Annotated in this window: 16 protein-coding genes and 1 pseudogene; 11 read left to right on the top strand and 6 right to left on the bottom strand. The window is 64.4% G+C overall.

Annotated elements, in window-relative coordinates:
* A pseudogene (locus HAQ05_RS06685) lies at nt 1–156 on the bottom strand (NCS2 family permease); the annotation flags it as partial.
* A 333-nt stretch (nt 157–489) separates the two neighbouring features.
* Between HAQ05_RS06685 and HAQ05_RS06680 the strand changes: the two are divergent.
* Complete coding sequence (locus tag HAQ05_RS06680; protein WP_190418655.1) at nt 490–2,547, top strand: methyl-accepting chemotaxis protein; 2,058 nt, start codon at nt 490–492, stop codon at nt 2,545–2,547.
* 93 nt (nt 2,548–2,640) lie between these two features.
* A complete protein-coding gene (locus tag HAQ05_RS06675) occupies nt 2,641–3,858 on the top strand; it encodes an MFS transporter (protein WP_190418654.1) in 1,218 nt (405 codons plus the stop codon).
* Between the two features lie 374 nt (nt 3,859–4,232).
* On the opposite strand, the gene HAQ05_RS06670 is transcribed toward HAQ05_RS06675, so the two are convergent.
* Entirely contained in the window at nt 4,233–5,105 is an 873-nt protein-coding gene (locus HAQ05_RS06670; protein ID WP_190418652.1) for a LysR substrate-binding domain-containing protein, read from the bottom strand.
* A 151-nt stretch (nt 5,106–5,256) separates the two neighbouring features.
* Here HAQ05_RS06670 and ydiJ point away from each other — a divergent pair, with 151 nt between their 5' ends.
* Entirely contained in the window at nt 5,257–8,289 is a 3,033-nt protein-coding gene (gene ydiJ, locus HAQ05_RS06665) for a D-2-hydroxyglutarate dehydrogenase YdiJ (RefSeq protein WP_190418650.1), read from the top strand.
* Between the two features lie 66 nt (nt 8,290–8,355).
* Complete coding sequence (locus HAQ05_RS06660) at nt 8,356–8,952, top strand: cupin domain-containing protein (protein WP_190418649.1); 597 nt, start codon at nt 8,356–8,358, stop codon at nt 8,950–8,952.
* 8 nt (nt 8,953–8,960) lie between these two features.
* Here HAQ05_RS06660 and HAQ05_RS06655 read toward each other — a convergent pair whose 3' ends face one another.
* Complete coding sequence (locus HAQ05_RS06655) at nt 8,961–9,794, bottom strand: EamA family transporter (protein WP_190418647.1); 834 nt, start codon at nt 9,792–9,794, stop codon at nt 8,961–8,963.
* Between the two features lie 170 nt (nt 9,795–9,964).
* Here HAQ05_RS06655 and recC point away from each other — a divergent pair, with 170 nt between their 5' ends.
* The 5 genes from recC to HAQ05_RS06630 all read left to right on the top strand — a co-directional run bounded on the left by recC (nt 9,965) and on the right by HAQ05_RS06630 (nt 22,025).
* Nucleotides 9,965–13,429 (top strand): exodeoxyribonuclease V subunit gamma, encoded by a 3,465-nt coding sequence (gene recC / locus HAQ05_RS06650; RefSeq protein WP_238936477.1) that lies wholly within the window; start codon nt 9,965–9,967, stop codon nt 13,427–13,429.
* Entirely contained in the window at nt 13,426–17,103 is a 3,678-nt protein-coding gene (gene recB / locus HAQ05_RS06645) for an exodeoxyribonuclease V subunit beta (protein ID WP_190418645.1), read from the top strand. Before recC ends, recB begins: the two co-directional genes overlap by 4 nt.
* Nucleotides 17,100–19,205 (top strand): exodeoxyribonuclease V subunit alpha, encoded by a 2,106-nt coding sequence (gene recD, locus HAQ05_RS06640; protein WP_190418643.1) that lies wholly within the window; start codon nt 17,100–17,102, stop codon nt 19,203–19,205. Before recB ends, recD begins: the two co-directional genes overlap by 4 nt.
* Before the next feature lies 1 nt (nt 19,206).
* The gene (locus HAQ05_RS06635; RefSeq protein ID WP_238935264.1) at nt 19,207–20,775 is read left to right on the top strand and encodes a DNA recombination protein RmuC; all 1,569 of its coding nucleotides are present in this window, start codon (nt 19,207–19,209) and stop codon (nt 20,773–20,775) included.
* A 200-nt stretch (nt 20,776–20,975) separates the two neighbouring features.
* Nucleotides 20,976–22,025, top strand: coding sequence for an LLM class flavin-dependent oxidoreductase (locus HAQ05_RS06630; RefSeq protein WP_190418642.1), 1,050 nt, complete (start codon nt 20,976–20,978; stop codon nt 22,023–22,025).
* Between the two features lie 3 nt (nt 22,026–22,028).
* On the opposite strand, the gene HAQ05_RS06625 is transcribed toward HAQ05_RS06630, so the two are convergent.
* A complete protein-coding gene (locus HAQ05_RS06625; RefSeq protein ID WP_190418640.1) occupies nt 22,029–23,030 on the bottom strand; it encodes an alpha/beta fold hydrolase in 1,002 nt (333 codons plus the stop codon).
* A gap of 156 nt (nt 23,031–23,186) precedes the next feature.
* On the opposite strand from HAQ05_RS06625, the gene HAQ05_RS06620 reads away from it, so the two are divergent.
* Nucleotides 23,187–23,852: a TetR/AcrR family transcriptional regulator gene (locus HAQ05_RS06620; protein ID WP_190418638.1), complete on the top strand. Its 666-nt coding sequence runs from the start codon at nt 23,187–23,189 to the stop codon at nt 23,850–23,852.
* A gap of 12 nt (nt 23,853–23,864) precedes the next feature.
* On the opposite strand, the gene HAQ05_RS06615 is transcribed toward HAQ05_RS06620, so the two are convergent.
* Together HAQ05_RS06615 and HAQ05_RS06610 are read right to left on the bottom strand one after the other, a co-directional pair.
* On the bottom strand, nt 23,865–24,290 hold the full coding sequence (locus HAQ05_RS06615; RefSeq protein ID WP_190418636.1) for a DUF3830 family protein: 426 nt from the start codon (nt 24,288–24,290) through the stop codon (nt 23,865–23,867).
* A gap of 39 nt (nt 24,291–24,329) precedes the next feature.
* Complete coding sequence (locus tag HAQ05_RS06610; protein ID WP_202988046.1) at nt 24,330–24,836, bottom strand: cucumopine synthase-related protein; 507 nt, start codon at nt 24,834–24,836, stop codon at nt 24,330–24,332.
* A 335-nt stretch (nt 24,837–25,171) separates the two neighbouring features.
* Between HAQ05_RS06610 and HAQ05_RS06605 the strand changes: the two genes are divergently transcribed.
* Complete coding sequence (locus tag HAQ05_RS06605; protein WP_190418634.1) at nt 25,172–26,092, top strand: ABC transporter substrate-binding protein; 921 nt, start codon at nt 25,172–25,174, stop codon at nt 26,090–26,092.
* Nucleotides 26,093–26,116: the final 24 nt, after the last annotated feature.

Here is a 26,116-nt window from a genome sequence, read left to right as displayed (position 1 = left end):
GACGAACACGGCGCCTTTGTCCATGCCGGTGGCGCCGAGGATGCTCGGGTTGACGAACAGGATATAGGCCATGGCGAGGAAGGTGGTGGCCCCCGCGAGGATTTCGGTGCGCACAGAGGTGTTGTGCGCTTTGAGCTTGAACAAGGTTTCCAGCATGTCGGTCCCCGGTGGTGGCCGGCAGGGCGCCTGGCCAATCGATAATGTGCGTGGTTGGAAGTGAACTTTATGGTCAGCTTTTCAGCTGGCGCTGCCGAAGCAGTTTCCGGGCCAACCCTTGAAAACCCTATGCCGTGTTTGTTTTAGTTGACCGTTTGGTCAGCGTTATGCACTGAATCCGCGCACCACCGTTCAGCAGCGCACTAACTGAACGCGCTTAAGCCCTGGCCGGCTTCGCCGATAACCCGTCAAACGGTTCACTTCTTGCAGTGATTCCAATTTGCCATACCGCTGTAATGGCGGCATGGCCAGGCTCGTGGAGAAGTTGGCACTATGCAATCGCTTTTATCCCCCGGAATTCGGCTGCTCAGCCGTTTTAGCTTTGCGCGTAAGTTCCAGCTGTTGTTTCTGTTGTTCATGTTACCGCTGGCCGCCAGCTTGCTGCTGCTGGGGCGCGACTACCAGCAACGCCTGCAGGTGATCTCGGGCGAGCGCACCGGCGTTCGCCAACTGTTGGCCTTGGAACAGGTGGATAACCTCTTGGTCGCCCAGCGCAATCGGGCGGCCCGCTGGAAGGCGGTGGATATTCTGCGCGAGCCCACCCCCGCTGCCCGCCAAGCCATCGCCGCACTGCAGGCCGGCGCGCCGTTACTGGCCCGGGCCGTGGAGCAATTGGGCGCCGAACTCAAGGCGAGCCATGCCAGCGAAGATGCGACCAAGCGTTACCAGGCGTTTCAGCAGGCCAGCAAAGGTTTGGACCAAGACGGCCTGCACACACTGGGCTGGTGGCCCGATGGCTATGAAAAATTCACCGCCGCGGTCGCGTCGCTACAGTTGTTACGCGAGCAACTCGCCATGGACAGCGGGCTGATCCTCGACCCGTGGATGGAAACCTACCTGCTGATGCAGATGAGCACTGAACAGATTCCCGATGCGGTCGAGCGTATCGGGCGCCTGGCCAGTGTGGGCGAAGCCTCGGTGGTCGCGGGGCAGTTCAGCCTGCAAAGCCGCTTGCAGATGCGTGACCTGCGCGGCCGCATCGGCGATGCCCGCGAACAATTGGTCAAGAGCGCTGAGGTGCTCAAGGCGCGCTTGCCCGACAGCATGCAGGGCTGGGCCCAGCAATACACTAAAAGCCTGCAGCACTTGGATGTTGAGCTCAAACGGCTGGACGATAACCTCTTCGGCGGCAGCGTATCGCTCTCGGCAGCCGATTTCGAGGCGAGCCTGGACGGCCTGATGGCGGACATGGCCACTTTGCGCCAGCAGTCGCTGGCATCGTTGGAGCAACGCCTGGGTTATTACCACGACCAAGCTATCGCCCAATTCGTGCCGGTGGCGGCGGCCTTCGCGGTATTGCTGTTGGCGGCGCTGTACCTGTTCATGTGCCTGCAGGCGTCCATCCGGCGAAATGCCAACGGTATTACCACGTTGGCCGAGTCGCTGCGCGACGGCAACCTGTGCGTGCAAGTCGTGGTCAGCGGGCGCGATGAATTGGCAACGATCAGCACCGCGCTGAACACGGCAGTGGTGCAACTGCGCGGCAGCCTGAGCAGCGTAGACCGGGAAACCGTGCAACTCGGCTCGGCCGTGCAAATGCTCAACACGCAATCGGCGGGCACCTTGATGGAAGTCGAGCTGCAACAACAGCAAATCAGCCAAATCGCTACCGCGGCCACGCAACTGGCAGCCACCGCGCAAGGGGTCGCGCAAAGCTGCGAGTTGGCCGCTGGCAGCGCCCAGCAAACGCGGCAGATCGCGATGGACAGCAGCCGTGACAGCCAGCGCACTACTAGCAGCATCCGGCAATTGAACCAGCGGCTGGCCGACACCGCCCAAGCCTTGGGCCGGGTCAGCGAGCAGGGCCAGCAGATCCAATCGGTGGTTGACGTCATCGGCGGCATCGCCGGGCAAACCAACTTGCTGGCGCTCAATGCGGCCATCGAGGCCGCCCGCGCCGGTGAGCAGGGCCGCGGGTTCGCCGTGGTGGCCGACGAAGTGCGCAGCTTGTCGCAACGTACCCAGGCGTCCACCGCACAAATTGCCAGCACTGTGGACAGCCTGCGGGCAACGGTACAGCAGGCGGTAGAGCTAATGGAGGCCGCCTGCGTGCAGGCGCAGCAAGACGCCTCGGCCGTGACCGGCCTGGGCGAAAGCCTGGGCAAGATCGCCGGTGCGGTGCAGGCTGTGACCGACAACCTGGCCATGATCGCTACGGCGGTGGAGCAGCAAGCGGCCACGGCCGATGAAGTGAGCGCGAACATTCAGCAAATCGACCAGGCGGCGCTGCGCTTGCTCGACGGTGCGCGGGCGGTGAACGGTGCGGCCGATAAACTCAGCGAAGGCAGCCAGGCCCTGAGCGGCAACACTGCGCGATTCCAGTTGGCTTGAGAAACATTTTGTAACTTTGCGTGGCGCGGGGCGCGACAAAATGGCACAGTGGCGCACCTGAACAGTGCGTCATTCTTCTCAGGTACTCGTGATATGGCCATGACCAACGCCTCCAGCCAGGCGGCCCCCGCTGCGCCCTCAGTATCCAACCCCCTGGTAATGAGCATCGTTGCCTCGTGTGCGCTGGCCCACCTGATCAACGACCTGATCCAGTCGGTGCTGCCCTCGATTTACCCAATGCTCAAAGAGAACTACGGGCTCACCTTTGCCGAGGTCGGGCTGATCACCTTGACGTTTCAGGTCACCGCCTCGCTGCTGCAGCCATGGATCGGTTTTTACACGGACCGCCACCCCAAACCCTTTCTATTACCGGCCGGCATGGTGTGCACCCTGGTGGGTATCGTACTGCTGGCGTTCGTCACCAGCTTCCCGACCATCCTCATGGCGTCTGCACTGATCGGCATCGGTTCGTCTACCTTCCACCCGGAAACCTCCCGGGTGGCACGCCTGGCCTCCGGCGGGCGCTTCGGCCTGGCGCAGTCGACCTTCCAGGTGGGCGGCAACGCTGGCACCGCGATTGGCCCGCTGTTGGCAGCGGCCATTATCATCCCCTTTGGGCAAACCTATGTGGCCTGGTTCGGCCTGTTTGCGGTGTTCGCCATTGGCGTGCAATACCGGCTGAGCCGCTGGTATCGGAACCACCTGAATGCCTCCAAGGGTAAGAAAACCAGCCGCAGCACCCACGGCCTCAGCCCCGCCCGGGTCAAGTTCGCGCTGGTGGTGCTGGCGCTGCTGGTGTTCTCCAAATACATCTACATGGCCAGCATCACCAGCTACTTCACCTTCTACCTGATCGAACGCTTCGACCTCTCGGTGGCCAGTTCGCAATTGCACCTGTTTCTGTTCCTCGGTGCGGTGGCTGCCGGCACCTTTTTCGGCGGGCCGATCGGCGACCGCATCGGGCGTAAGGCGGTGATCTGGTTCTCGATCCTGGGCGCGGCACCGTTTACCCTGGCCATGCCCTACGTCGACCTGTTCTGGACCAGCGTGCTCAGCGTGATCATCGGCTTTATCCTGGCCTCGGCGTTTTCCGCCATCGTGGTATACGCCCAGGAATTGGTGCCGGGCAATGTGGGGATGATTGCCGGGGTGTTCTTCGGTCTGATGTTTGGTTTCAGCGGCATCGCTGCGGCGTCCCTTGGCGAACTGGCCGATATCCATGGTATCGAGTTCGTCTACAAACTATGCTCGTTCATGCCGCTGCTAGGGATGTTGACGGTGTTGCTGCCATCGACCGATGGCAAGCGTTAGCGGACGATATATAACGTCGTATTATCGGTGGGCGCCGCCATGGCACTTGCGCAACTGTCAGCGATTCTCGGTCATGACAAGCGCGCGGCGCTGATGCAGGGGGCGTTGGCGAGTACATCGTGAAACACCGGCCAATAGCACGCCGCTGGCAGGGTATTTGGCCTGTGGCGCCAGCGCGCGGTCGACGGTGCAGCTTCTCAGGAGGCGATGCGCTCTGGATGGTAAAGGCCTTGTTCCATACCGATAGCTAAATTGCCAGGCGCCACCACCTGGGCAACTGCACGCGTTCACGGTGCACCTTCTGGTATCGCGCAACCTCAAGGATTTCCCTCCCAGCGAAACAGATGCACGCGTGCCACGCGCGCCGACACGGCTCAAATCTGCCCCAACAACCACCCCCTGAACGCCCGCAACGACGGCAACGCCTCGTTACGCGGCGGGTACAGCAAGTAATAGCTGCGCCGGCTGGCAAACGGCTGGCCGCTGCAGCGCAATTCGCCGCTGGTCAGTTCCTCCTCTACCAGCACGCGGGGCACCAAGCCGATGCCGATACCTGCGCGCACTGCCTGGACCAAGTGCGAGGTGAGTTCGAAACTTGGGCCCAGGTGCATCGCCCGGTGCGGCAGGCCGTGGTGGCTGAACCATTCCGGCCAGGCCTGCGGGTTGTTCGCCACGTTCAGCAGCAAGTGTTCGGCGATTTGGCCTGGGGTCAGTTCCGGCCGATCGGGGGTGTGGATCACCACCAGCTCTTCTGCCTGCAGCCGGTGGCAGGTAAGCCCTGGCAGTTCGCCCACGCCCACGCCGATGGCGGCATCGATTTCGCTGGTGGCAAAGTCGATTGGCTCGATGCGCGAATGGATGTGCACCAACATGCCCGGGTGGGCGCGGTAGAACAAATGCAGGCGCGGCAGCAGCCATTTCGAGCCGAAGGTGGGCAAGGTGGCCAGGCGCAACGTGCCCACGCCAGACTGGAACGCCAGCGCCTGGAGGGTGGCGCTGCGCAGTTGCCCGAGCGCTTCGGCCACTTCCCGTTGGTACAGGCGGCCCACGTCGGTGAGTTGCACCTGCCGCCCGGCGCGGCGAAACAGCGTCAGCCCCAGGCTTTGCTCCAAGGCTTGTACCTGCCGGCTCACGGCGCTTTGGGTGAGCGACAGTTCCTCCGCGGCGCGGGTGTAGCTTTCATGGCGGGCCGCTGCCTCGAAGGCCAGCAGCAACGACATCGACGGCGTTAGGCGGCGGTAATTCATTCAGAGAAGTCATGGGTAATGGGCTTATTTTCCGTTTGTCTTGCCCGGGTAAACGCGCGAGCATGACAACATCGAATGAGAGAGGCTGCCGCAGCCACCGCCTGATGGCAAGCGCGCCCGTGTGTTTTACGCTGACAGAGGCCATCGACCGATGATCGCCGCATTGCAACCGGCCGCCGCCGCGGCCAGCTACCGTGACTTTCTCGCCGCGCTCAAAAGCGCCGGCTTCAACGGCGACATCAGCACCGATTACGCCAGCCGCACGGTACTGGCCACCGACAACTCGATTTACCAGCGCCTGCCACAAGCGGCGGTGTTCCCGCGCGATGCCGGCGACGTCGAATTACTCGCCCGGCTGCTGGGTGAGCCGGCGTTCAGCGCCATCAAGCTGGCGCCGCGCGGTGGCGGCACCGGCACCAATGGCCAGTCGCTGACCGACGGCCTCGTGGTCGACCTGTCGCGGCACATGAACAACATCCTTGAAATCGACGTGCAAGGGCGCTGGGTGCGGGTGCAGGCCGGGGTGGTCAAGGACCAGCTCAATGCCGCACTCAAGCCCCACGGGCTGTTCTTCGCGCCGGAACTGTCCACCTCCAACCGCGCCACCATCGGCGGCATGGTCAACACCGACGCCAGCGGCCAGGGCAGTTGCACCTACGGCAAAACCCGCGACCATGTGCTCGACCTGCACAGCGTGTTGGTCGGCGGGGGCGCGTTGCACAGCCGCCCGCTCGACGCTGCCGAACTCGACCGCCAATGCGCGCGTAATGACCGCGTGGGCCACGTGTACCGCGTGGCACGGGAAATCCAGGATACCCAGGCCGAGCTGATCGCCGCTCGCTTTCCCAAGCTTAACCGTTGCTTGACCGGCTACGATCTGGCGCACCTGCGCGATGAGCAAGGCCGTTTCAACCTCAACAGCGTGATGTGCGGGGCCGAAGGCTCGTTGGGTTTCGTGGTCGAGGCGCGGCTGAACGTGCTGCCCATTCCGAAATACTCAGTGCTGGTCAATATCCGCTACGCAGGTTTCATGGATGCGCTGCGCGACGCCCGCGCGTTGATCGAACACAAACCCCTGTCCATCGAGACGGTCGACTCCAAGGTACTGTTGCTGGCGATGCAAGACATCGTCTGGCACAGCGTGGCCGAGTACTTCCCCGCCGAAGCCGAGCGCCCTACATTGGGCATCAACCTGGTGGAGTTCAGCGGCGACGACCCACAGGATGTCGACGCCCGGGTGGCCGCCTTCGTCGCGCACCTGCAGCGCGATACCAGTGTCGAGCGCCTAGGCCACACCTTGGCCGAGGGCCAAGACGCCGTGAACCGCGTGTACACCATGCGCAAGCGCTCGGTGGGGCTGTTGGGCAACGTTGAAGGGGAAATACGCCCGCAACCGTTCGTGGAAGACACGGCCGTGCCGCCGGAGCGGCTGGCCGATTACATTGCGGATTTTCGCGCGCTGCTCGATAGCCACGGGTTGGCCTATGGCATGTTCGGCCACGTAGACGCCGGCGTGCTGCACGTGCGCCCGGCGCTGGACATGAAAGACCCGGCCCAAGCTGCGTTGGTGCGGCCGATTTCCGATGCGGTGGCCGCGCTGACCCAGCGCTACGGCGGGCTGCTGTGGGGCGAACATGGCAAGGGCGTGCGCTCGGAATACGCGCCGGCGTTTTTTGGTGAGCTGTACCCCTCGCTGCAAGCGCTGAAGGCAGCATTCGACCCGCACAACCAGCTTAACCCCGGCAAAATCTGCACCCCGCTGGCCAGTGCCGAGCCATTGCTGAAAATCGACGAGGTCACGATGCGCGGCGACCTCGACCGCCAGGTCGACGAGCGGGTGTGGCAAAGCTACGGTACGGCCGTGCATTGCAATGGCAATGGCGCTTGCTACAACTTCGACCCCAATGACGCCATGTGCCCGTCGTGGAAGGCCACCCGCCAGCGCCAGCATTCGCCCAAGGGGCGCGCTTCGTTGATGCGCGAATGGTTACGCTTGCAGGGCGAGGCCGGGGTAGACGTATTGGCGCCGGCCCACCGCCGCCCCGGTTTTTTCTCGAACCTGGCGCAGCGCGTGCGCAACACCCGGGAACAGCGCCGCGGCCAGGCAGACTTCTCCCACGAGGTGTACGACGCCATGGCCGGTTGCCTGGCGTGTAAATCTTGCGCGGGGCAGTGCCCGATCAAGGTCAACGTGCCGGAATTCCGCTCGCGCTTTCTGGAGCTGTACCACGGCCGGTACCTGCGCCCAGCACGCGATTACCTGGTTGGCTCGCTGGAGTTCACCCTCCCGTACCTGGCGTACTTCCCCAGCCTTTACAATGGCCTGATGAGCGCCGGCTGGGTGCGGAAGCTGTTTGCACGCCAGTTGGGCATGGTCGATAGCCCTTTGCTCAGCCGCTTCGACTTCCAGGCCGTGATCCGGCGCTGGAACGTGCAGCCGGCCACGGCCCAACGGTTGATCGGGCTGAGCAGCGAACAGCGCGAGCGCAGCGTGATCATTGTGCAGGATGCCTTCACCCGCTATTTCGAAACGCCGCTGCTGGGCCAGTTCATCGAGTTGGCCGCGCGCCTGGGGTACCAGGTGTTCCTGGCGCCGTTCAGCGCCAATGGCAAACCGCTGCACGTGCAAGGCTTCTTGGAAGCTTTCAACAAGGCGGCCATCCGCAACGCCAGCCAATTGCAGGCCCTGAGCGGTTTCGGCGTGCGCCTGGTCGGGCTCGACCCGGCCATGACCCTGGTATACCGCCAGGAGTACCAGAAGGTGCCGGGCATTGCCCAGGCGCCGAAGGTCGAGTTGCCGCAGGAGTGGCTGCTCGACGCCTTGCCGGCGAAACAGGGCGGCAGCGGCGGGCGCTTTCGCCTGCTGGCGCACTGCACGGAAAAAACCAACGTGCCAGCCAGCACGCGCCAATGGGAAACCCTGTTTGCCCGCGTGGGCTTGGCGTTGACCACCCAAGCCACCGGCTGCTGCGGGATGTCGGGCACCTATGGGCATGAAGCGCGTAACCAGCACACGTCGCGGGCCATCTTCGACCAATCTTGGGCGCGCCAAGTGGCGGCCCCGGCCGAGCAGCAGGGTGAAGCGCTGGCCACCGGTTACTCGTGCCGCAGCCAGGCCAAGCGCTACACCCAGCAAAGCTTGCGCCACCCGTTGCAGGTGCTGCTGCAACTGCAACGAGGCTGATCGTTCGGCACCGGCTGGGGTCACAATGGAGTGAGAGACCGCCCCATTGCCCAAGGAGGCTTCGCCATGGCCACCCAACCTCGCCGCGACTTCATCCGCCTGCTCGCCGTTGTCGGCTTGGCCGGCGCCGTGCCGCTTGGCCGCGCCCAGGCCGGGCAGCCCCAGGTAGAGCCGCTGTTGCTCGAACGCAACGGTTGGGTGCCGAACAACCCGCGCCTGCCCGTATTGCTGTACCGCCAGGCGCTGCCAGCCAGCGAAACGGCCATGGCCAGCGCGTTCGAGGCGCTGTTCGGCCGCAACCAGTGGCCGGCGCAGTGGCGTAACGGCGTGTACCGCTACCACCATTACCACTCCACCGCCCATGAGGTGCTGGGCTTTGCCGCTGGCCATGGGCGGCTGCTGCTGGGTGGGCCGAATGGCCATGAGGTCACGGTGCAGGCCGGGGATGTGGTGTTGCTGCCCTGCGGCACCGGGCATTGCTTGCTTGATGCCAGCGGCGACTTTTTGGTAGTGGGCGGTTATGCCCAGGGCCAGGATTGGGACATTTGCCGCCAAGCGCCCACCGCGGCGCAAGAGCAACTGATGGCCGGCTTGGGCTTCCCGGCCAGTGACCCGGTGGCGGGGGCGCAAGGGCCCTTGCTGTCGCTGTGGAAAGCGGCCTAGCCGCGCCACTAGCCCAACTTGATCACGCCAATTCCGACCGCCACCAGCAGCGCCGCCAGACCGCGGCGCAGGCCGAAACGTTCCTTGAACACGACCGTGGCGATCACCGCTGCGATGATCACGCTGCTCTCGCGCAGCGCTGCGACCTTGGCCACGGCGTCCAAGCGCATAGCCACCAGCACCAAGGCGTAGGCGGCGGTGTAAGTGAAGCCACCGAACAGCGCCGGCCGGCATTGCCGGCGTAACTGCTTGAACAGCGCCGGGCCGCGGCGGGCTGCGGTAAGCGCCGGCACCGGTAGGCTCAGCACCAGGGTGAGGTACACCGCATATTGCAGGGCGCTGTCGCTCTGGCGCACGCCTTGGGCATCAATCACGGTGTAGAGCGCGGTGCACAGGCCTGCGGCCAATGCCGCGACGGTAGCCGGCCAATGGCCGTGGCCGTGCAGCAAACTCAAAATGCCGGCCGAGACCAAGCCAATGCCCAACACCGCTGGCGCGCTCAAGCGCTCGCCAAACCAAAACGCGGCGATGGCGGCCACCAACAGCGGCGGTAATCCACGCACCAAGGGGTAAACTTGGCCGAAATCGCCCACCCGATAAGCACGCAGCAGAAAGAACCGATACGCGAGGTTTACCGCCATCGACAGGCCGATCAACCCCCACACCGGCGCTGCCGGTGGGGCAAAGAACGGCACCAGCAGCAAGGCGCTGAACAGCGCCACGGTATCCAGGGCGGCCATGGTCGCCACGCGGTCGCCGCTGGCCTTGACCACGGCGTTCCAACTGGCATGCATCAGCGCGGCCATCAAGGCGAGCAGGGTGGCGAGTTGGCTGGGCGTCATACTGCTTCGCTGGCAAAGGAACGTGCTTGCAAGGGTGCCGGGTGTAGGGGGGCGCGGTCCAATCGTTATGGCTGCGCCGGCGCATCAGCCCGGGTGATGGCAGCGTGTGATAACGCAACGTGTCACACTATCGGCCCCAATGGCTCGCTGTGAGAAGACGAGGTAGCACGATGCAGCACGCCCACTGCTTGCCCGCTGGTTTCATGATCGTGCATGGCAACCGCCTGGACGACTTGCGTGCGCTGGCGGTCAACTGGATGCAGCGTTATCCGCTGGCCCCTTTGGAAAACGAAACCGTGCTGGTGCACAGCAATGGGATCGCCCAATGGCTCAAGCTGGCGATGGCCGCCGACCGTGCCGAAGGCGGCTGCGGCATCGCCGCGGCGCTGGATGTGCAATTGCCTTCGCGGTTTCTCTGGCAGGCCTACCGCACCGTGCTCGGGCACGCGTCCACCCCGGAAACCTCGCCGCTGGACAAAGCCCCGCTGCTGTGGCGGTTGATGCGCTTGCTCCCGGAGTTGCTCGGGCAACCCGCGTTCGCTGGGCTTGCGCGCTTTCTGCGGGACGACGACGACGGCCGCAAGCTGCACCAATTGGCCGAGCGCCTGGCGGACCTGTTCGACCAATACCAGGTGTACCGCGCCGATTGGCTCGATGATTGGGCCGTGGGCCGCGACCAACTGCGCAGCCTGCGCGGTGTGGCGCTACCGCTGGACGATGAGCAGCGCTGGCAGGCGCAGTTGTGGCGCGAGGTGCTCGCCGATGTGGGCCCAGGCGCATTGGACCAAAGCCGTGCCGGGGTGCACCGGCGCTTCCTGGCCCGCCTGGCCGAACCGGGCCCGGCACCGGCCGGGCTGGCGCGGCGGGTGGTGGTATTCGGTATCTCATCGATGCCGGCGCAGGTGCTCGAAGCGCTGGCCGCGCTGGCGCGCCATAGCCAGGTGCTGCTGTGCGTACACAACCCGTGCCGGCACCATTGGGCCGACATCGTTGCCGACAAAGAACTGCTCGGCCATGCCTACCGGCGCCAACCGCACAAACTTACCCCTAATGCGGCGACCGGCTACGGCCAGCCGCTGTTGGCCGCGTGGGGCAAGCAGGGCCGCGACTACATCAACCTGCTCGACAGCTACGATGACCCCAGCCACTACCAGCCGCTGTTCCAGGCGGTGAACGGCGGGCGCATCGACCTGTTCGACGACAGCCCGCCGCAGCACCTGCTTGGCCAGTTGCAAAACGACATACTCGAATTGCGCCCATTGGCTGAGAGCCGTGACCTATGGCCGCCCGTGGTGCTGGCCGAAGACCCTTCCGTGCGGTTTCACCGGGTGCACAGCGCGCAGCGCGAGGTCGAGGTGCTACACGACCAATTGCTAGCGCGTTTCGCCGCAGACCCTGCGCTGCAGCCGCGCGACGTGATCGTGATGGTGCCCGACATCAACGCCTACGCACCGCATATTCAGGCGGTGTTCGGCCAACTGCCGCGGGAAGACCGGCGCTATATCCCGTTCACCTTGGCCGACCAGGGCCAGCGTGGCCGCCAGCCGTTGCTGATCGCCCTGGAGCACCTGCTGCGGCTGCCACAAAGCCGCTTCAGTGTCAGCAATATTCTCGACCTGCTCGACGTGCCGGCGGTGCGCGCGCGGCTGGGTATCGAGGAGGCCGACCTACCGACCCTGCAGCGCTGGATCGACGGCGCCGGTGTGCGCTGGGGGGTGGACGCCGCGCAGCGCGAAAGCCTGCAGATGCCGCCTGGGTTGGAGCAGAATACCTGGCGTTTTGGCCTGCGCCGGATGCTGCTCGGCTACGCCAGCGGGCGCGCCCCGGCACTGGGCGGCATCGAGCCCTACGATGAAGTCGCTGGGTTGGAGGCCGCCTTGGCCGGGCCGCTGTTAACTTTGATCGAGCGCCTTGACGTGGCCCGCCAAGACTTGCTCCATGCGGCCACCCCCGAGGTGTGGATCGAGCGCCTGCAAGCGCTGTTGCGGGTGTTCTTCAAGGCCCAGGGCGAGGCCGACCAACTGTTGCTCGACCAACTGCTCGGCTTGCTCGAACAGTGGCGGGTTACCTGCGAATTGGCCGGCTTTGCCGAGCCGATACCGCTGACGGTCGCCCACGAAGCCTGGCTGGCCGGCATGGAAGAAGGCCGCCTGACACAACGGTTTTTGGCCGGCGCGGTGAATTTCTGCACGCTGATGCCGATGCGTGCCATCCCTTTCAAGGTGGTGTGCCTACTGGGCATGAACGATGGCGATTTTCCCCGCCAGCAGCCGGCGGTGGACTTCGACCTGATGCGCAACGATTACCGCCCTGGCGACCGCTCGCGCCGCGAGGATGACCGCTACCTGCTACTGGAAGCGTTGTTGTCGGCGCGCGACCAACTGTACGTCAGTTGGGTGGGGCGCAATATTCGCGACAACAGCGAGCGCGTGCCCTCGGTGCTGGTCGGCCAATTGCGCGACCACGTGGCCGCCGGCTGGTCGCTGGCCACGCCCGGTGGTGGCCAGGCGCTGTTGGCCGCGCTTACCCAGGAGCACCCGCTGCAGCCCTTCAGCGCCCGTTACTTTGCTGGGCAGCGTGGCCCGGACGGCCTGTATACCTACGCCCATGAATGGCGCCAAGTGCATGCGCCGCAGGTGGCCGGCAGTGAGCCGGCCAGCATGCTTGCGGCGCTGTTGCCCGAGGTGCCGCTGTCGCTGCGGCAGTTGGGTAACCTGTTGCGAGACCCAGTGGCGGCCTTCTTTGCGCAACGGCTGAAGGTGCAATTCGCCGAGCAAGCGCTGGCCAGCCGCGACGACGAAGCCTTCGCCCTCACCGGCCTGGAGGCGTGGCGGCATCAGGATACACTGGTTCAGGCGCTCAAGGGTTGGGTCGAACAGGCGTATCAGCCCGAGCAACTGCCGGCCCAGTTGGCCGCCGAGGTTGAGCGCCTTGGGCGCCAGGGTGAATTACCCCTTGGGGCGTTCGGCATGCTCAACGCCGGGGTGTTGGCCGCGCCATTGCCGGATATGCTGCAGCGCTACCACGCGCACTTGGCCCTGTGGCCCACCGTGGTGGAAGGCCAAGCCGCGGCCAGCGTGCCCGCGCAAGCGGATGCGCCAGGGCTGGAGGACTGGCTCGGCGGCCTGCGCCGCAACGCGCAGGGTGCGCTTGCGTATATCCAACTCGACAGCAAAAAGCTCTGGGTGGACGGCCACTACCGCTGGCACAACCTGGTCCGCCCCTGGGTACGCCACCTTGCCTTGCAACTGGGCGAGCGGCCCTGCACCAGCGTGTGGGTCAGCCTCAAGGGCGATGTGGTGTTCCAGCCGATGGCCAGGGCCCAGGCCCAGGCCCAACTGCAAGGTTTGCTCGGCGCCTGGCTGGAGGCCATGCGCGAACCCTTGCCGGTGGCTTGCAAAACCGCCTTCGCCTGGTTGCAGGCGGATGCCGAGGGCGACGCCGAACATGCCTTGGAAAAGGCCCGGGAAACCTACGAGGGCAATTACACGGTGGCCGGCGAAGTGGCCGGGTCTTTCGCGCTTCGCCGGGCTTACCCGGATTTTGACTCGCTGCTGGCCAGCGAGCGTTTCACCGCCTGGGCCACGCGCCTGTATGGCGGGCTATTCCATCACTTGAGCGGGAGCGCCGCATGACGCCTCTGAACCTCGACCCGCTGAGTTTTCCGCTACAGGGCAGCCGGCTGATCGAAGCCAGTGCCGGGACCGGCAAAACCTTCACCATTGCCCTGCTGTACGTGCGCCTGGTGCTCGGCCATGGCGGCACACAGGCATTCGAGCGGCCGCTGACGCCGCCACAGGTGCTGGTGGTGACTTTCACCGACGCCGCTACCCAAGAGCTGCGCGACCGTATCCGTGCCCGCCTGAGCGAGGCGGCAGCGTGTTTCCGTGGGCCGGGGCCGGGTCACGACCCTGTGCTGGAACAACTGCGCCAAGCCTACCCGGCCGAGCAGTGGCCGGCTTGTGCCCAACGCTTGCAACTGGCCGGCGAATGGATGGACGAAGCGGCGGTGTCGACCATCCATGGCTGGTGTTACCGCATGCTGCGCGAACATGCCTTCGACAGCGGTAGCCTGTTCACCCAAACCCTGGAAACCGACCAGCGTGAATTGCTTAGCGAGGTGGTGCGCGATTATTGGCGGCGGCACTTCTATGGCCTGCCCCTGGCGCAGGCGCAAGCCATCGAGGATTGTTTCGCCAGCCCCCAGGCCTTGGAGCGCGCATTGGTGCCTTTGTTGTCGCGCAGCGACGCGCAGTTTTTGCTGGCGGGCCAGCCGTTGGCCGCGCCGCCTTCACTGGCCGAATTGCTGCACGAGCCGGGGCAGTGGTACGAGAAAGTCCCACAGTTAGAGCAGAAGGCCCGTGAGCTATGGCTCAATCACCGCGATGAAATCGAAAGCCTGCTGCATCAGCTGCGCCCGGTATTGCACGGTAACAGCTACCGCAAGTACGACCAGGACGAAGTCTTCGAGGCTGCCTTGGGTGATTTGGCCGCCTGGGCGTTGGGCGGGCCGGCACCGTCGAACATCGAGCGCTTCGGCCGCCAGGGCTTCAGGTTAAAGGCCAAGGCGCAGGCTCCGGAGCATGTGGCGTTCACCGCCATCGATGCCTGGGTGCTGGAGCGTGCGGCACAGGTGAACATCCGCCCGCATCTGCTGATGCATGCCCTGGGGGAGGTACGTGTACGCTTCGACGAACAAAAACGGGTGCGTGCGCAGATTGGCTTCGACGACCTTATCAGCCGCCTCGACCATGCGCTGCGCGGGCCCGCTGGGCCACGCCTGGGGCAGTTGATTCGCCAGCAGTACCCGGTGGCATTGATCGACGAGTTCCAAGACACCGACCCGGTGCAGTACCGGATTTTCGATAACATCTACCAGGTGGCCAGTAATCTGCCCGACCGCGGGTTGTTCATGATTGGCGACCCCAAGCAGGCGATTTATTCGTTCCGTGGGGCCGACATCTACACGTACCTGCAAGCGCGCGAGGCCACCGCCGGCCGGCATTACACCCTGGGCACCAACTACCGCTCGACCCAGGCCATGGTCGATGCGGTCAACCATTGCTTCAGCTATGCCGAGCAATACCCACGCGGGGCGTTTCGCTTTCGCAGCGAACAGCACAACCCGGTGCCGTTCACAGCGGTCGCGGCCAAGGGGCGCGACAGCGTGCTGCAACTCAACGGCCAGGCCCCGGCGGCGCTGACCTTCTGGCAATTGCCCCAGGCGCAGGTGATCAACAAACGCAGCTACTTGCAGCACGCCGCCGAAGCCTGCGCGTCGGCCATCCAGGCTTGGCTCGACCCTGCTGCTGCGGCACCCAGCGGCCTGTGGCACGGTGATGGCACGTTCGAGCCGCTGCGCCCGGCCGATATCGCGGTGCTGGTGCGTAACCGCGAAGAGGCCGAAACCCTGCGCGGTGCCTTGGCACGGCGGCAGTTGGCGAGTGTTTATTTGTCTGACCGCGACTCGGTGTTCGCCAGCGATGAGGCCCACGACCTGTTGTTCATTTTGCGTGCCTGCGCCCAGCCCGGCAGCGACCCGCTGTTGCGTGCGGCGTTGGCCACCCAGAGCGTGGGGCTGGCTTGGGCGCGGCTGGAGCAACTCAACCACAACGAGCGCTATTGGGAAGAGCAGGTAGAGCTGTTTCGTGAGTTGCGTAAGCTGTGGCAGCAGCAGGGCGTGCTGCCGATGCTGCGGCGGCTGCTGAACCAATACGAGGTACCGGCCCGCTTGCTGCAAGCACCCGGCGGCGAGCGGCGGCTGACCAACCTGTTGCACCTGGCCGAATGGCTACAGCGCAGCGCTGCCGAACTGGACGGCGAACATGCCTTGATTCGCCATTTGGCCGAGCAGATCGACAACGCCAGCGAAGAAGAAATCCTTCGCCTGGAAAGCGACGCCGACCTGATCAAGGTGGTGACTGTGCACAAGTCCAAGGGCCTGGAGTACCCTTTGGTGTTGCTGCCGTTCGCCTGCCTTGCACGGGAAATCGACGGGCGCGGCGGCGCCCTGCCGATGTTCCACGACGCCGACCTTGCCCTGGCCGTGGAACTGGCCCCCGGCGACGGGGCGAAGGCCGCGCGCGAGCTGGCCAACGATGAGCGCCTGGGCGAAGAAATGCGCCTGCTTTATGTGGCCCTGACCCGCGCGCGCTTCGCCACTTTGGTGTGCATGGCCGAGCAGGGCCGCGCCGGCGCCAAGGCCACCGACCTGCCCAAGGCGGCCTTGGGTTACCTGCTCAGCGGTGGCCAGCCGATCGAAGCCGGCATGCTCGGCGAGCGCTTGCAGGTGTTAGCGGCCGGTACCCAGGCGCTGGCCTTGCAGCCGGCGCCCAGCGTGACCCATGCGGTGCACGCCAAGCCCGAGGCCAACGCGCTTGGCGAGGCCCTTGAGCCTTTGGCCAAGGTGAGCCGCAACTGGTGGATCGCCAGCTATTCGGCCTTGGCCCTGGCCGAAGGCGATGGCCGCGCGGGTGCGGCGCAACCGGCTGAGCCCAGCACGGCAGTGGAAGCCAACCTGCGCGAAGAAGACCCCACCGAGGAACCGGCACAGCCTGGTGTCGGGGGCATTCTGGGCTTCCCCCGTGGGGCCGGCCCGGGCACGTTTTTGCATGGGCTGTTGGAGTGGGCGGGTCGCGAAGGGTATGGCACGGTGGCCGGCGACCCGCAGCGCCTGCGTAATGCCGTGGCGGGGCGTTGTAACCTGCGCGACTGGGAGGCCTGGATCGACCCGCTAAGCCAATGGCTCGGCGATTACCTGCGCCTGCGCCTGCGGCTGCGCGTGCCGGGGCGCGGCGAGGTGTGCCTGGCGGCGCTCAAGGGCTACCAGGTAGAGATGGAGTTTTGGTTTGCCAGCCACCAGGTGGATGTGGCGCGCCTCGACGAGCGGGTGCGCACCACGTTGGGTGGCGCGCCGCGGCCGGTGCTGGCGTACAACCAACTCAACGGCATGTTCAAGGGGTTTATCGACCTGGCGTTCGAACACGAGGGGCGCTATTACGTGGCAGACTACAAATCCAACTGGCTGGGCAGCCATAGCGATGCCTATGATGGGCCCGCCATGCGCCAGGCCATGCTCGACAAGCGCTACGACCTGCAACTGTGCCTTTACCTGTTGGCGCTGCACCGGCAACTTACGGCGCGGTTGCCCGGCTACGATTACGACCAGCACATGGGCGGCGCGCTTTACCTGTTCGTGCGCGGCCTGCAGGCGCCGGGCCAGGGCGTGTACTTCGAATGCCCGCCGCGCAGCCTGATCGAACAGCTAGACGCGTTATTCCAGGGCCAGGGCAGCGAGGTGGTGCTATGAACTTGACCCTCAAGGCCCTCAGCGACAACCTGCGCCTGCAAGAGCGCCCTGTGCACGGCGTGGCCCAGGCCAGCAGCGGGCAATTGCTGTTGCAGCTCGACTACTGGGTGCTGCGCGGCTGGTTGCGCGCGCTGGACCGCGCTTTCGCCGGCTTCGTGCTGGAGCAGGCGCCGCACAGCCCGGCCAGCGTGCTGCTGGCTGCGGCGATGGTCAGCCACCAATTGGGCCGCGGGCACACCTGCCTCGACCTGGACGCCACGCTCAACGCACCGGACTTCACCCTGTCGCTGCCGCCGGAGGGCGAGGCGGGCGGCCAGTTGCCGTCTACCTGGCTGGCCGGCATGGCACTGGCTACCTGGCGCCAGTCCTTGGCCGAAAGCCCCTTGGTCGAAGACCGCGACAGCGCCGTTGAACACGCTCAGCGGCCCTTGGTGCTGGCCGGCCAACGCCTCTACCTGCGCCGCTACTGGAACTACGAACGGCGCATCGCCCAAGCACTCGCCCGGCGCCTGGCACGCCCGGCCGATACGCCAGCACACTTGGCCGAGCGCCTGCAAACGCTGTTCCCCGAGCCGCTTTGGGTGAAGGGCGAACGCCACAGCGACTGGCAAAAACTGGCCTGCGCCTTGTGCGCCCGGGGGCATTTCAGCGTAGTGACCGGCGGCCCTGGCACTGGCAAGACCACCTCGGTGGTGCGCCTGCTGGGGCTATTGCAAACCCCCGCGGTAGAAGCGGGCCGGCCGCTGCGCATTCGCCTGGCGGCGCCGACCGGCAAGGCGGCGGCGCGCTTGTCGGAATCCATCGGCCGGGCGGTGAGCGCGTTACCGGTGGCCGAGGCGGTACGCCAGGCAATCCCTACCGAGGTGTCTACCCTGCATCGCTTGCTGGGTAGCCGGCCCGATTCGCGTAACTTCATCCACCATGCAGGCAACCGCTTGCAACTGGACGTGCTGGTGGTCGATGAGGCGTCGATGATCGACCTCGAAATGATGGCCTGCCTGCTCGATGCATTGCCTGAGGCGGCGCGGCTGGTGTTGCTCGGCGACAAAGACCAATTGGCCTCGGTGGACGCAGGCTCCGTGCTCGGCGACCTGTGCCGCGACGCCGAAGCGGGCAATTACAGCCAGGCCACGCTGCAATGGCTCGCCGAGCAAACCGCCGAGCAGGTTCACGCGCCGGGGCTACGCACGGCGCCAGGCCGCGGCGACCCGCTGGCGCAGCAAACGGTGATGTTGCGCTATTCACGGCGCTTCGATGCCGAGCAAGGCATCGGCCGCCTGGCGCGGCTGGTGAACCAACAACAGGCCAGCGCGGCGCGGCAACTGCTGGCGCAGCCCTCCCAGCAGTTGCTGGCCTTGAGCTTAAGCGGCGAACGCGATCACGCCCTGGATCGGTTACTGATCGAGGGCGAGGGCGAGCGCCCTGGCTACCGGTGTTACCTGCAGTGCCTGCGCGATGGCCGCCCGCCAGCCGGCACCGCCTGGGACAGCCCCACTTGGCAAGCCTGGGCGCTGCAGGTATTGGCGGCCTTCGACCAGTTCCGCCTGCTCTGCGCCCTGCGCCGCGGCCCCTGGGGCGTCGAAGGGCTGAACCAGCGCGTGGCCGGTGCCCTGCATAAGCGCGGCTGGCTGCTCGCCGAGCACGGTTGGTATGAAGGCCGGCCGGTGTTGGTCAGCCGCAACGATTACAGCCTGGGCTTGATGAACGGCGATATCGGTATCGCCTTGCAGGTGCTCACCCCAGAGGGCCAACCGGCCCTGCGCGTGGCTTTTGCGCGCAACGACGGCACCGCTGGCGTGCGCTTCGTGTTGCCCAGCCGGTTGGCGGAGGTGGCCACCGTGTTCGCCATGACCGTGCATAAATCACAGGGCTCGGAATTCGAGCACACCGCGTTGGTATTGCCGGATGTGCTCAACCCGGTGCTCACCAAAGAGCTGTTGTACACCGCCATTACCCGCGCCAAGCGCTGGTTCAGCTTGGCCGAGGTGAACCCGGCAGTATTCGAGGGCGCCGCCAGCCGCCAGGTGCAGCGCACCAGTGGGCTGCCGGAACAGTTGGCCCATGCGCTGGCCACCGCGCCCGGGCACACCAAGGAGACCTGACATGTTCGACGCCACGACCCTGCAGTGGGCCTGCGCCGCCCTGCTGGCTGCCAGCGCCGCGCTGGGAATGGCCCTGGCTTGGCAAGCGGCCCGTAGCCGAAACGCCCAGGGGCAACTGGAGCAGGCCTTGGCGCAGTTGGAGCAACAACGCGACACCGCCCTGGCCCAGCAACTGGAACTGGGCGAGCTGAACGCCGCGCTGCGGGCCGAGCAGCAGCAGGCCCAACATTGGCAGCAACAATGCGCCCAGGCCCGCAGCGATACCCTGCAATTGCGCGAGCAGGCCCACCAGGGCCAACTTCAATTAGCCGAGGCGCAGCGCCAGGCCAGTGTAGCCCAGGCCCAGCGCGAACAGGCCCAGGCCCAGCAGCAGGAACACAAGGCCGCCCTTGCCCAGTTGCAGCAAACGCACCTGGCGCTGCAAGAGCGTTTTGCCGAGCTTTCCCGCGAGCACGCCACCCTCACCAGTTCCCTGGAGCACAAGCAGCAACACTTTGCCGAACAGCAGCAACTGCTAAAAGAAAGCCGCGAACAACTCAAGCTCGAATTCGAGCAACTGGCCGGGCAAATCTTCGAGGCCAAGGGCCGGGCGTTTTCCGAGCACAGCCAGCAGTCGCTGGGCGCGTTGCTCAAGCCCTTTCGCGAACAAATCGAGGGCTTTCGCGCCAAGGTCGAAGACATCCACCACAAGGACGTACAGCAGCAGGCGGCGCTCGCCCAGGAGCTGTTGCACCTCAAAGAGCTGAACCGGCAAATCACCCAAGAGGCCCACGACCTCACCACAGCCTTGAAGGGCCAGAAAAAAGCCCAGGGCAACTGGGGCGAATTGATCCTGGAAAACGTCCTGGAACGTTCTGGCCTGGTGCTCAACCGCGACTTCAAGCGTGAGGTAAGCCTGGCCGGCGAGCACGGCCGCCAGCGCCCGGATGCCATCGTGTACCTGCCTCAGGGTAAACACCTGATCATCGACGCCAAGGTGTCGCTCAATGCCTATGTGCGTTACATCAATGCCCAGGACGACACCGAGCGCCGGTTGGCGCTGGCGGAACACGTGAGCGCCTTCAGCGCCCGCATCAAGGAACTGGCCGACCGGCATTACTTCGACTTGCCCGGCCTGAACGCCCCGGAAATGGTGTTCATGTTCGTGCCTATCGAATCGGCCTTCGTCGATGCGCTCAAAGCAGACGAAAGCCTGTTCCACAAGGCCATCGAACAAAATGTGCTGGTCGCCACGCCCACCACCTTGCTGACCAGCCTGAACATCGTGCGCCAGTTGTGGCGCTTCGAAGACCAGAACAAGCACACCGCGGAGCTCGCCGACCGCGCCGCCAAGGTTTACGACAAACTGCGGACCTTCCTCGGCAGCATGGACGTGGTCGGCACCAGCCTGGACAAAGCCCAAGACGCCTACCGCAAGGCCTGCGACCAACTGGTCAGTGGCCGTGGCAACCTGGTCAAGCAGGTTAACGATTTTCGCCAACTGGGCGTGGCGGTCAAGGGTGAGCTCAGTGGCGAATGGGTAGACCGCGCAGAACTTGAGCTTGGGCGCGTGAGCGACGAAAGCGTGTAAGGCGTACATCGGCAATCAAGCGCCCTGCAAACCTTGGCTGGGCGCGCTTCGCACCGCCTGTCGCGAGCAGTGGGGTGCGTTGCCGTGCGCTTTACTAACGGTAATGTTAATCAACCGATTAATTTATGGCGCGAAAACTGCTTGCCTGATACCAGGCGGGCCCGTTGGGGTGCTCGCAGCGTTTGCGCGAGGTGCGGTATATGAAATTCGGCCTATTCAACCTGATGGGTTACCGTGATAACCCCCGTGGGGTGGCTGGGGTGGTCGAAGACACACGGTCTATGGTGCTGCTGGCCGAAGATATCGGCTTTGATGTGGCCTGGTTCGCCGAACACCACTTCACCAATTATTCGGTCAGTGTGTCGCCGCTGATGGTAGCTGCGCATATGGCCGGCTGCACTCGAAGCATCAAGCTGGGCGCGGCGGTGGTGGTGCTGCCCTTGTACGAGCCGATGCGCGTGGCCCAGGAAATCGCCCTGCTCGACCAATTGAGCGGCGGCCGCGCGGTGCTGGGGGTGGGTACCGGCTACCAGGCCTACGAGTTCGAACGCTATGGCCAGGATGTAGCACGCAAGGCCGAGGTGTTCCTGGAGTATTGGCAAGTGTTGGCGCAGGCGCTCGGCGAAGGGTTCGTCGACTTCCACGGCCAATACGTTAGCGTACCGCCCACCCCGATGACCCTGGGTACCCGCCGGGGTGGCTTGCCGCCGTTGTATTGCACCTCGTCGGCGCCGCAGATCCTCGCCGCGCTGGCGCCCTGGAACCCCACACCCTTCATGACCGCGGGCTGGCGCGGTACGCCGGTATTGCTGCAAATGGTGGCGCATATGCGCGAACAATGCAGCAAAGCCGGCCTGGACGGTGCGCAGATTCCGGTGGCCTTGCAGCAGTACGTGCATGTTACCGACAGCCCGGCCGAGGCGCTTGAGGCGGCAGAGCGTGCCCGTTATGTGGGGCGTATGGTGGCTGCCCTGCGTTCGCCGGCGCTGGTGCTCGAGGGCTCGATGGTGCAAGCCCCGCCGCTGGAGAACGAACCGCCCCTGGAGACGTTCCGCGACAACTTGATCATTGGCCCTGCCAGTTATGTGGCCGAGCGGATCGCAGCGGAGATCCGCGCGGTGCAGCCCACGCACTACAATGCGTTCTTCCAGTTCGGCGACCTGCCGATCGCCCGCGCCCGGCGCTCGCTCGAGCGCTTCGGCAGCGAGGTATTGCCGCTACTGGAGCGGGAGTTTGGCACGCTGGCCTGAGGTTTAACCGAGCAGGTCCCGCAGCGCCTGGTCAATGTGCAGGCTTTCGGCGGCGAAGCGGCCCGGGGCGCCCGCGCAGTGCCCATAGGGTGATTTCAAGGGCCGCCATTGAGCGTGGCGCAGGGCGTTGTATTCGATGCGCGCTTCTTCGAGGGTGAAGTAGGCATCGGTGCTCGATGGCATCAAAATGCAACGAGCCTGGATCGTCGCCAGTGCCTCGCTCAGCCTCAGGCCATGGTGGGCGCGGCTGGGGTCGGCGCGTTGCCAGGCATGCAGCACGGCCAGTAGGTCGTTGGCGTCATGCTGGCAATGGTCTTCTTCCCAATCGCGCAGCAGCGCCTCCAGGTCGGCAAAGCCCAACGTGCGATACAAACCCTCTCGAAAGAACTCGGCGCTGTAGGCCCAGCCGGCGTAAGCACGGCCGAAGGCGCGCAGCCCGCGCAGGGGCGGCTGGGCATAGCGCCCGGCCAGGTAATCGCCGTCGGCTTGCAGTGCAGCACGCACGCCGTCTAGAAACACCTGGTTAAGCGGCCAGCAGCGCGCCGTGCCGCACACCGCAAGCACTGCGCGCACGCTGTCGGGGTAGCGTACAGCCCACTCGAACGCCTGCATGGCGCCCATGGACCAGCCGGCCACCAACGCCAGGGAGCTTACCCCCAAGTGCGCCAACAGCCTCGCCTGGGCCTCCACGTTGTCGGCCAGCTCCAGGAGCGGAAACGCTGCCCCCGCTTGGCGCGTAGAATTGCTCGGTGAGGTGGAAACGCCGTTGCCGAACTGGTTGACCGCGATAATGAAGTGGCGGGCAGTGTCCAATGGCCGGCCGGGCCCGATCCAGGCGCGGTATGAGCCATGGTTGCCGGTGTAGTAGCTGGGCAGCAGCACGGCATTGTCGCCGGCGGCGTTCAAGGTGCCCGTACAGGTATAGGCCAACTGGGCGTCGAGCAGCGTTGCGCCGTTTTGCAGGGGCAAGTCGCCAAGTTCGAAACGGCTGGGTTCACTGATCATCGAAGCCTCTCTGTGCGCTGGTTAGTGGTAGGGGGCGCCTGCCCGGTTAGGTTTCAATCGTACGATCAAATAATTCATGCATAGACGAAAACCTTTGCGCACCGGATAATCGGCAGCCACCCGCATGGGGCAGGGTGGTATGTTCAAGGGCGTGACATGGCAGTGAAAAACAAAGCGGCCAGCAAAGCTTTGGCCGGTATTTCCGACGAAGCGGGCATTGCTGCGGTGCGTGATAAGCGCCAGCAATCGGAGGTTGCGAAGATCTTGCAAACCGCTGCACTGAACCTTTTTGCCGAACAGAGCTATTCCGCGGTCACCATCAAGGATATCGCGAAGGCCACCGGCATGAATTCGGCACTGATCTACTACTATTTCGGGAGCAAAGAAGAACTGTTCCTGGCGGTGATCGAATCCACCGTGGAGGATGCCTTTCGTCAGTTCAATTCGGTCAAGGCCGAAGAGTCCGACCCGCAGTCGATCATCGCGCTGTGGTTGCAGATCCATATCCTGCAATTCGCCCTGCTGCAAAAGCTGGCGAAGATGAGCCTCGACTATGCCGGCTCGCCCAATCACACGCCGCGCATCGACAAGGCCATCAAGAAGTTCTACGACAAAGAGTCGGTGGTGCTGCGCAAGGCCATCAAGGACGGAATCGCCCACGGCGTGTTTCGTGAGGTCGACCCGGTGCAAATGACCAGTTTCATCTCCACCTACCTTGACGGCGTGCTGTTCCGCTCGATGATGTTCCCCAAGTTCAACTATAAGCGCGCCATCTCCGGCATGCGGGATTTGCTGCTTGAGCACATGGGCCCGCACGGCTGAACAGGGGCGTTGTCAGTCGGCAATCTCCAGCTCGACCAGTGCGCCCTGCTCGAACCAGGTTTCCATGCCGGTGACCTTGAGCTGCAGGGCGCCTTCGATCACTTCACCGATGTACGAGATCGGTAGCGGCTCGGCTGAAACGTCATCGCCATAAACGATGCACAATTGCTGCCGAGGGCTATAGAAGCACACCGCACCGGCGGCATGGCCGGTTTTCTCGATGCGCTCGCGGCCCACGTCTTGGGTCAGGTAGCGGTTTTCCCACGGCGCAACGATCGGCAAGGTGAAAAACACCAGGTCACCGAGCAGCTTGCCGTGCTGTAAAGAACTCTGCAGCGGGAGCTTTTCGCGGAAGATCTTCGCAAGGTTGGGGACTTTGTCTTCCCACACTTCAATCAGGCAAATGGATTGGCCTTCGACTTTCAAGCGCAAACGCATAGCGGTACCTCGGTAGGGTAAAAGGAAAACGAGCCCGGTTCAGGCGACCTTGGCCTTGGGCCTGCGAAAGCCATCGCCCACGCCCCAGGGGTAAACGTGGTCCACCCACATGTGAAAGCGGTTGGCCCACGACAATGCCGCCCCCGTCAGGCGTTCCAGCTCGCCAACCGACGTGGTGACCTCAGCCACCGAGACGTACTGATGCACCAGCGCCGCCGCTGCCGGCAGGCCCACGAAATCGAAGAAGTCAGCTTTGTAACCGATGATCTGGCTGATGATCATTTTCAGCGTGGCCAAGTCCGCGCCGGGCTGGCGGCACACCTCGATCAAGCCCCAGAACATCTCGTCGGCCAAGGTGCGGGCCTCGCCTTCGGCGAACATCAGGGTACTGAGGTACTGCCCGCGCGCGCCGGTGCCGCGGGGTATCTCGCCGCGGCCGATGGCTGCTACTTCGTCAGGCAGGGTACGCCAGATCGCTTCACGCTCGCGCTCGAGCCGCTCGATCATTTGCTCGGTGGTCAATAATGTGCTGGACGGGTTACTCATGCTGGGGGCCCTTCTTGAGGTTCTGCTGGAAGTGCGAAGATCCTATGCCCAGCATCCACGAGCTTGCAACAATAAATTAATCGATGAATTAACATGCACAGCTTTGGTGTTTTTTACACTGGTCGTGCGCCGCGGTGGTGCGACTATGAGCGCTCGCATAGCCAAGCGTGGCCGGCGAAAAAACGAAAGCGATCAAGGGCCGGTTTTTATTAATCATATGATTAAGTTCGGTGGCATGCTTGTTGCTCCGCCCACGTTGCGGCCGGCTTTGCGTGGAGGCCGCAGGTTTGGCTGAACGCACCAGCCGTGCGTACCGACACGAGAATCAGAAGCCGATGAACGCTACACAGTCGCTCCGCTTGCACGTGCCCTTTCTGGCCCTGGCCTGCAGCCTTGGGGCGTATGCCCATGCCGCCGGCGAGCCCGCCATCCCCGCCGAAACCCTGGACCCTGCGCTTCAGGCACTGCTGCCGGAGGCGATCCGCACGGCAGGTGTCATCCATTTGGTCACCGACGCCCATTACCCGCCGTGCGAATCCTTTGCCGCCGACAACAAGACCATGGTTGGGTACGAGCCGGACCTTTGGAACGCCATGGGCGAAAAACTTGGGGTCAAGGTCGAGCCTACGTCCATTGCCTTCGATGGCTTGATCCCGGGCGTGCAAAGTGGGCGTTACGACATGGCGATGGAGTGCATCTCCGACTCGCCCGAGCGCGAGAAGCAGGTGACGTTCGTCGACTTTTCCTACGCGACCAACGCCTTTTACGCCCTTAAAAACAATGCCAAGGTCAATGAAGACCCGCTCTCGCTCTGTGGCCTGACGGCGGCTGTACAGTCGGGCACTGACTTTGCGCCGACCATCACCGAACTGTATTCGCCCCACTGCGTGAATGCTGGCAAGGCGCCGATCAAGCTGGCGCAATACCCCAGCGCCGACGCGGTGTTGATGGCGCTGTATTCCGGGCGGGCGGATTTTGTGGTCAACGATGCCGCCTCGGCCAAAGATATCGAAAAGGCCGCACCCAAGCCGATCAAGGTGATCACCTCCGACCTGATGCCGAAGTTCTATTTGGGCATCGTGATCAAGCGGGAAAACACCGACTTGGCCAACGCCATGCTCGCCGCGCTCAAGGCGGTGCATGCCAGCGGCAATTACGACCGGATCATGGAAAAGTGGGACCTGGCGCCGCTCAAGCTGCCGAACCCCGGTATCAACCTGACCGCTACCCAACCTCTGCAAAACCCTAAGCCCTGAGATGGGCGGCCGGCTCACAGATAA

The sequence above is a fragment of the Pseudomonas typographi genome (assembly GCF_014694385.1).
Taxonomy (GTDB): Bacteria; Pseudomonadota; Gammaproteobacteria; order Pseudomonadales; family Pseudomonadaceae; genus Aquipseudomonas; species Aquipseudomonas typographi.
Note: the sequence above shows the minus strand (reverse complement) of the source record. Positions and strands in the feature narration are given on the sequence as shown.

Coding starts and splice junctions, on each gene's coding strand:
- HAQ05_RS06680 (WP_190418655.1), top strand. CDS start 490: ATGCAATCGCTTTTATCCCCCGGAATTCGGCTGCTCAGCCGTTTTAGC.
- HAQ05_RS06675 (WP_190418654.1), top strand. CDS start 2,641: ATGGCCATGACCAACGCCTCCAGCCAGGCGGCCCCCGCTGCGCCCTCA.
- HAQ05_RS06670 (WP_190418652.1), bottom strand. CDS start 5,105: ATGAATTACCGCCGCCTAACGCCGTCGATGTCGTTGCTGCTGGCCTTC.
- ydiJ (WP_190418650.1), top strand. CDS start 5,257: ATGATCGCCGCATTGCAACCGGCCGCCGCCGCGGCCAGCTACCGTGAC.
- HAQ05_RS06660 (WP_190418649.1), top strand. CDS start 8,356: ATGGCCACCCAACCTCGCCGCGACTTCATCCGCCTGCTCGCCGTTGTC.
- HAQ05_RS06655 (WP_190418647.1), bottom strand. CDS start 9,794: ATGACGCCCAGCCAACTCGCCACCCTGCTCGCCTTGATGGCCGCGCTG.
- recC (WP_238936477.1), top strand. CDS start 9,965: ATGCAGCACGCCCACTGCTTGCCCGCTGGTTTCATGATCGTGCATGGC.
- recB (WP_190418645.1), top strand. CDS start 13,426: ATGACGCCTCTGAACCTCGACCCGCTGAGTTTTCCGCTACAGGGCAGC.
- recD (WP_190418643.1), top strand. CDS start 17,100: ATGAACTTGACCCTCAAGGCCCTCAGCGACAACCTGCGCCTGCAAGAG.
- HAQ05_RS06635 (WP_238935264.1), top strand. CDS start 19,207: ATGTTCGACGCCACGACCCTGCAGTGGGCCTGCGCCGCCCTGCTGGCT.
- HAQ05_RS06630 (WP_190418642.1), top strand. CDS start 20,976: ATGAAATTCGGCCTATTCAACCTGATGGGTTACCGTGATAACCCCCGT.
- HAQ05_RS06625 (WP_190418640.1), bottom strand. CDS start 23,030: ATGATCAGTGAACCCAGCCGTTTCGAACTTGGCGACTTGCCCCTGCAA.
- HAQ05_RS06620 (WP_190418638.1), top strand. CDS start 23,187: ATGGCAGTGAAAAACAAAGCGGCCAGCAAAGCTTTGGCCGGTATTTCC.
- HAQ05_RS06615 (WP_190418636.1), bottom strand. CDS start 24,290: ATGCGTTTGCGCTTGAAAGTCGAAGGCCAATCCATTTGCCTGATTGAA.
- HAQ05_RS06610 (WP_202988046.1), bottom strand. CDS start 24,836: ATGAGTAACCCGTCCAGCACATTATTGACCACCGAGCAAATGATCGAG.
- HAQ05_RS06605 (WP_190418634.1), top strand. CDS start 25,172: ATGAACGCTACACAGTCGCTCCGCTTGCACGTGCCCTTTCTGGCCCTG.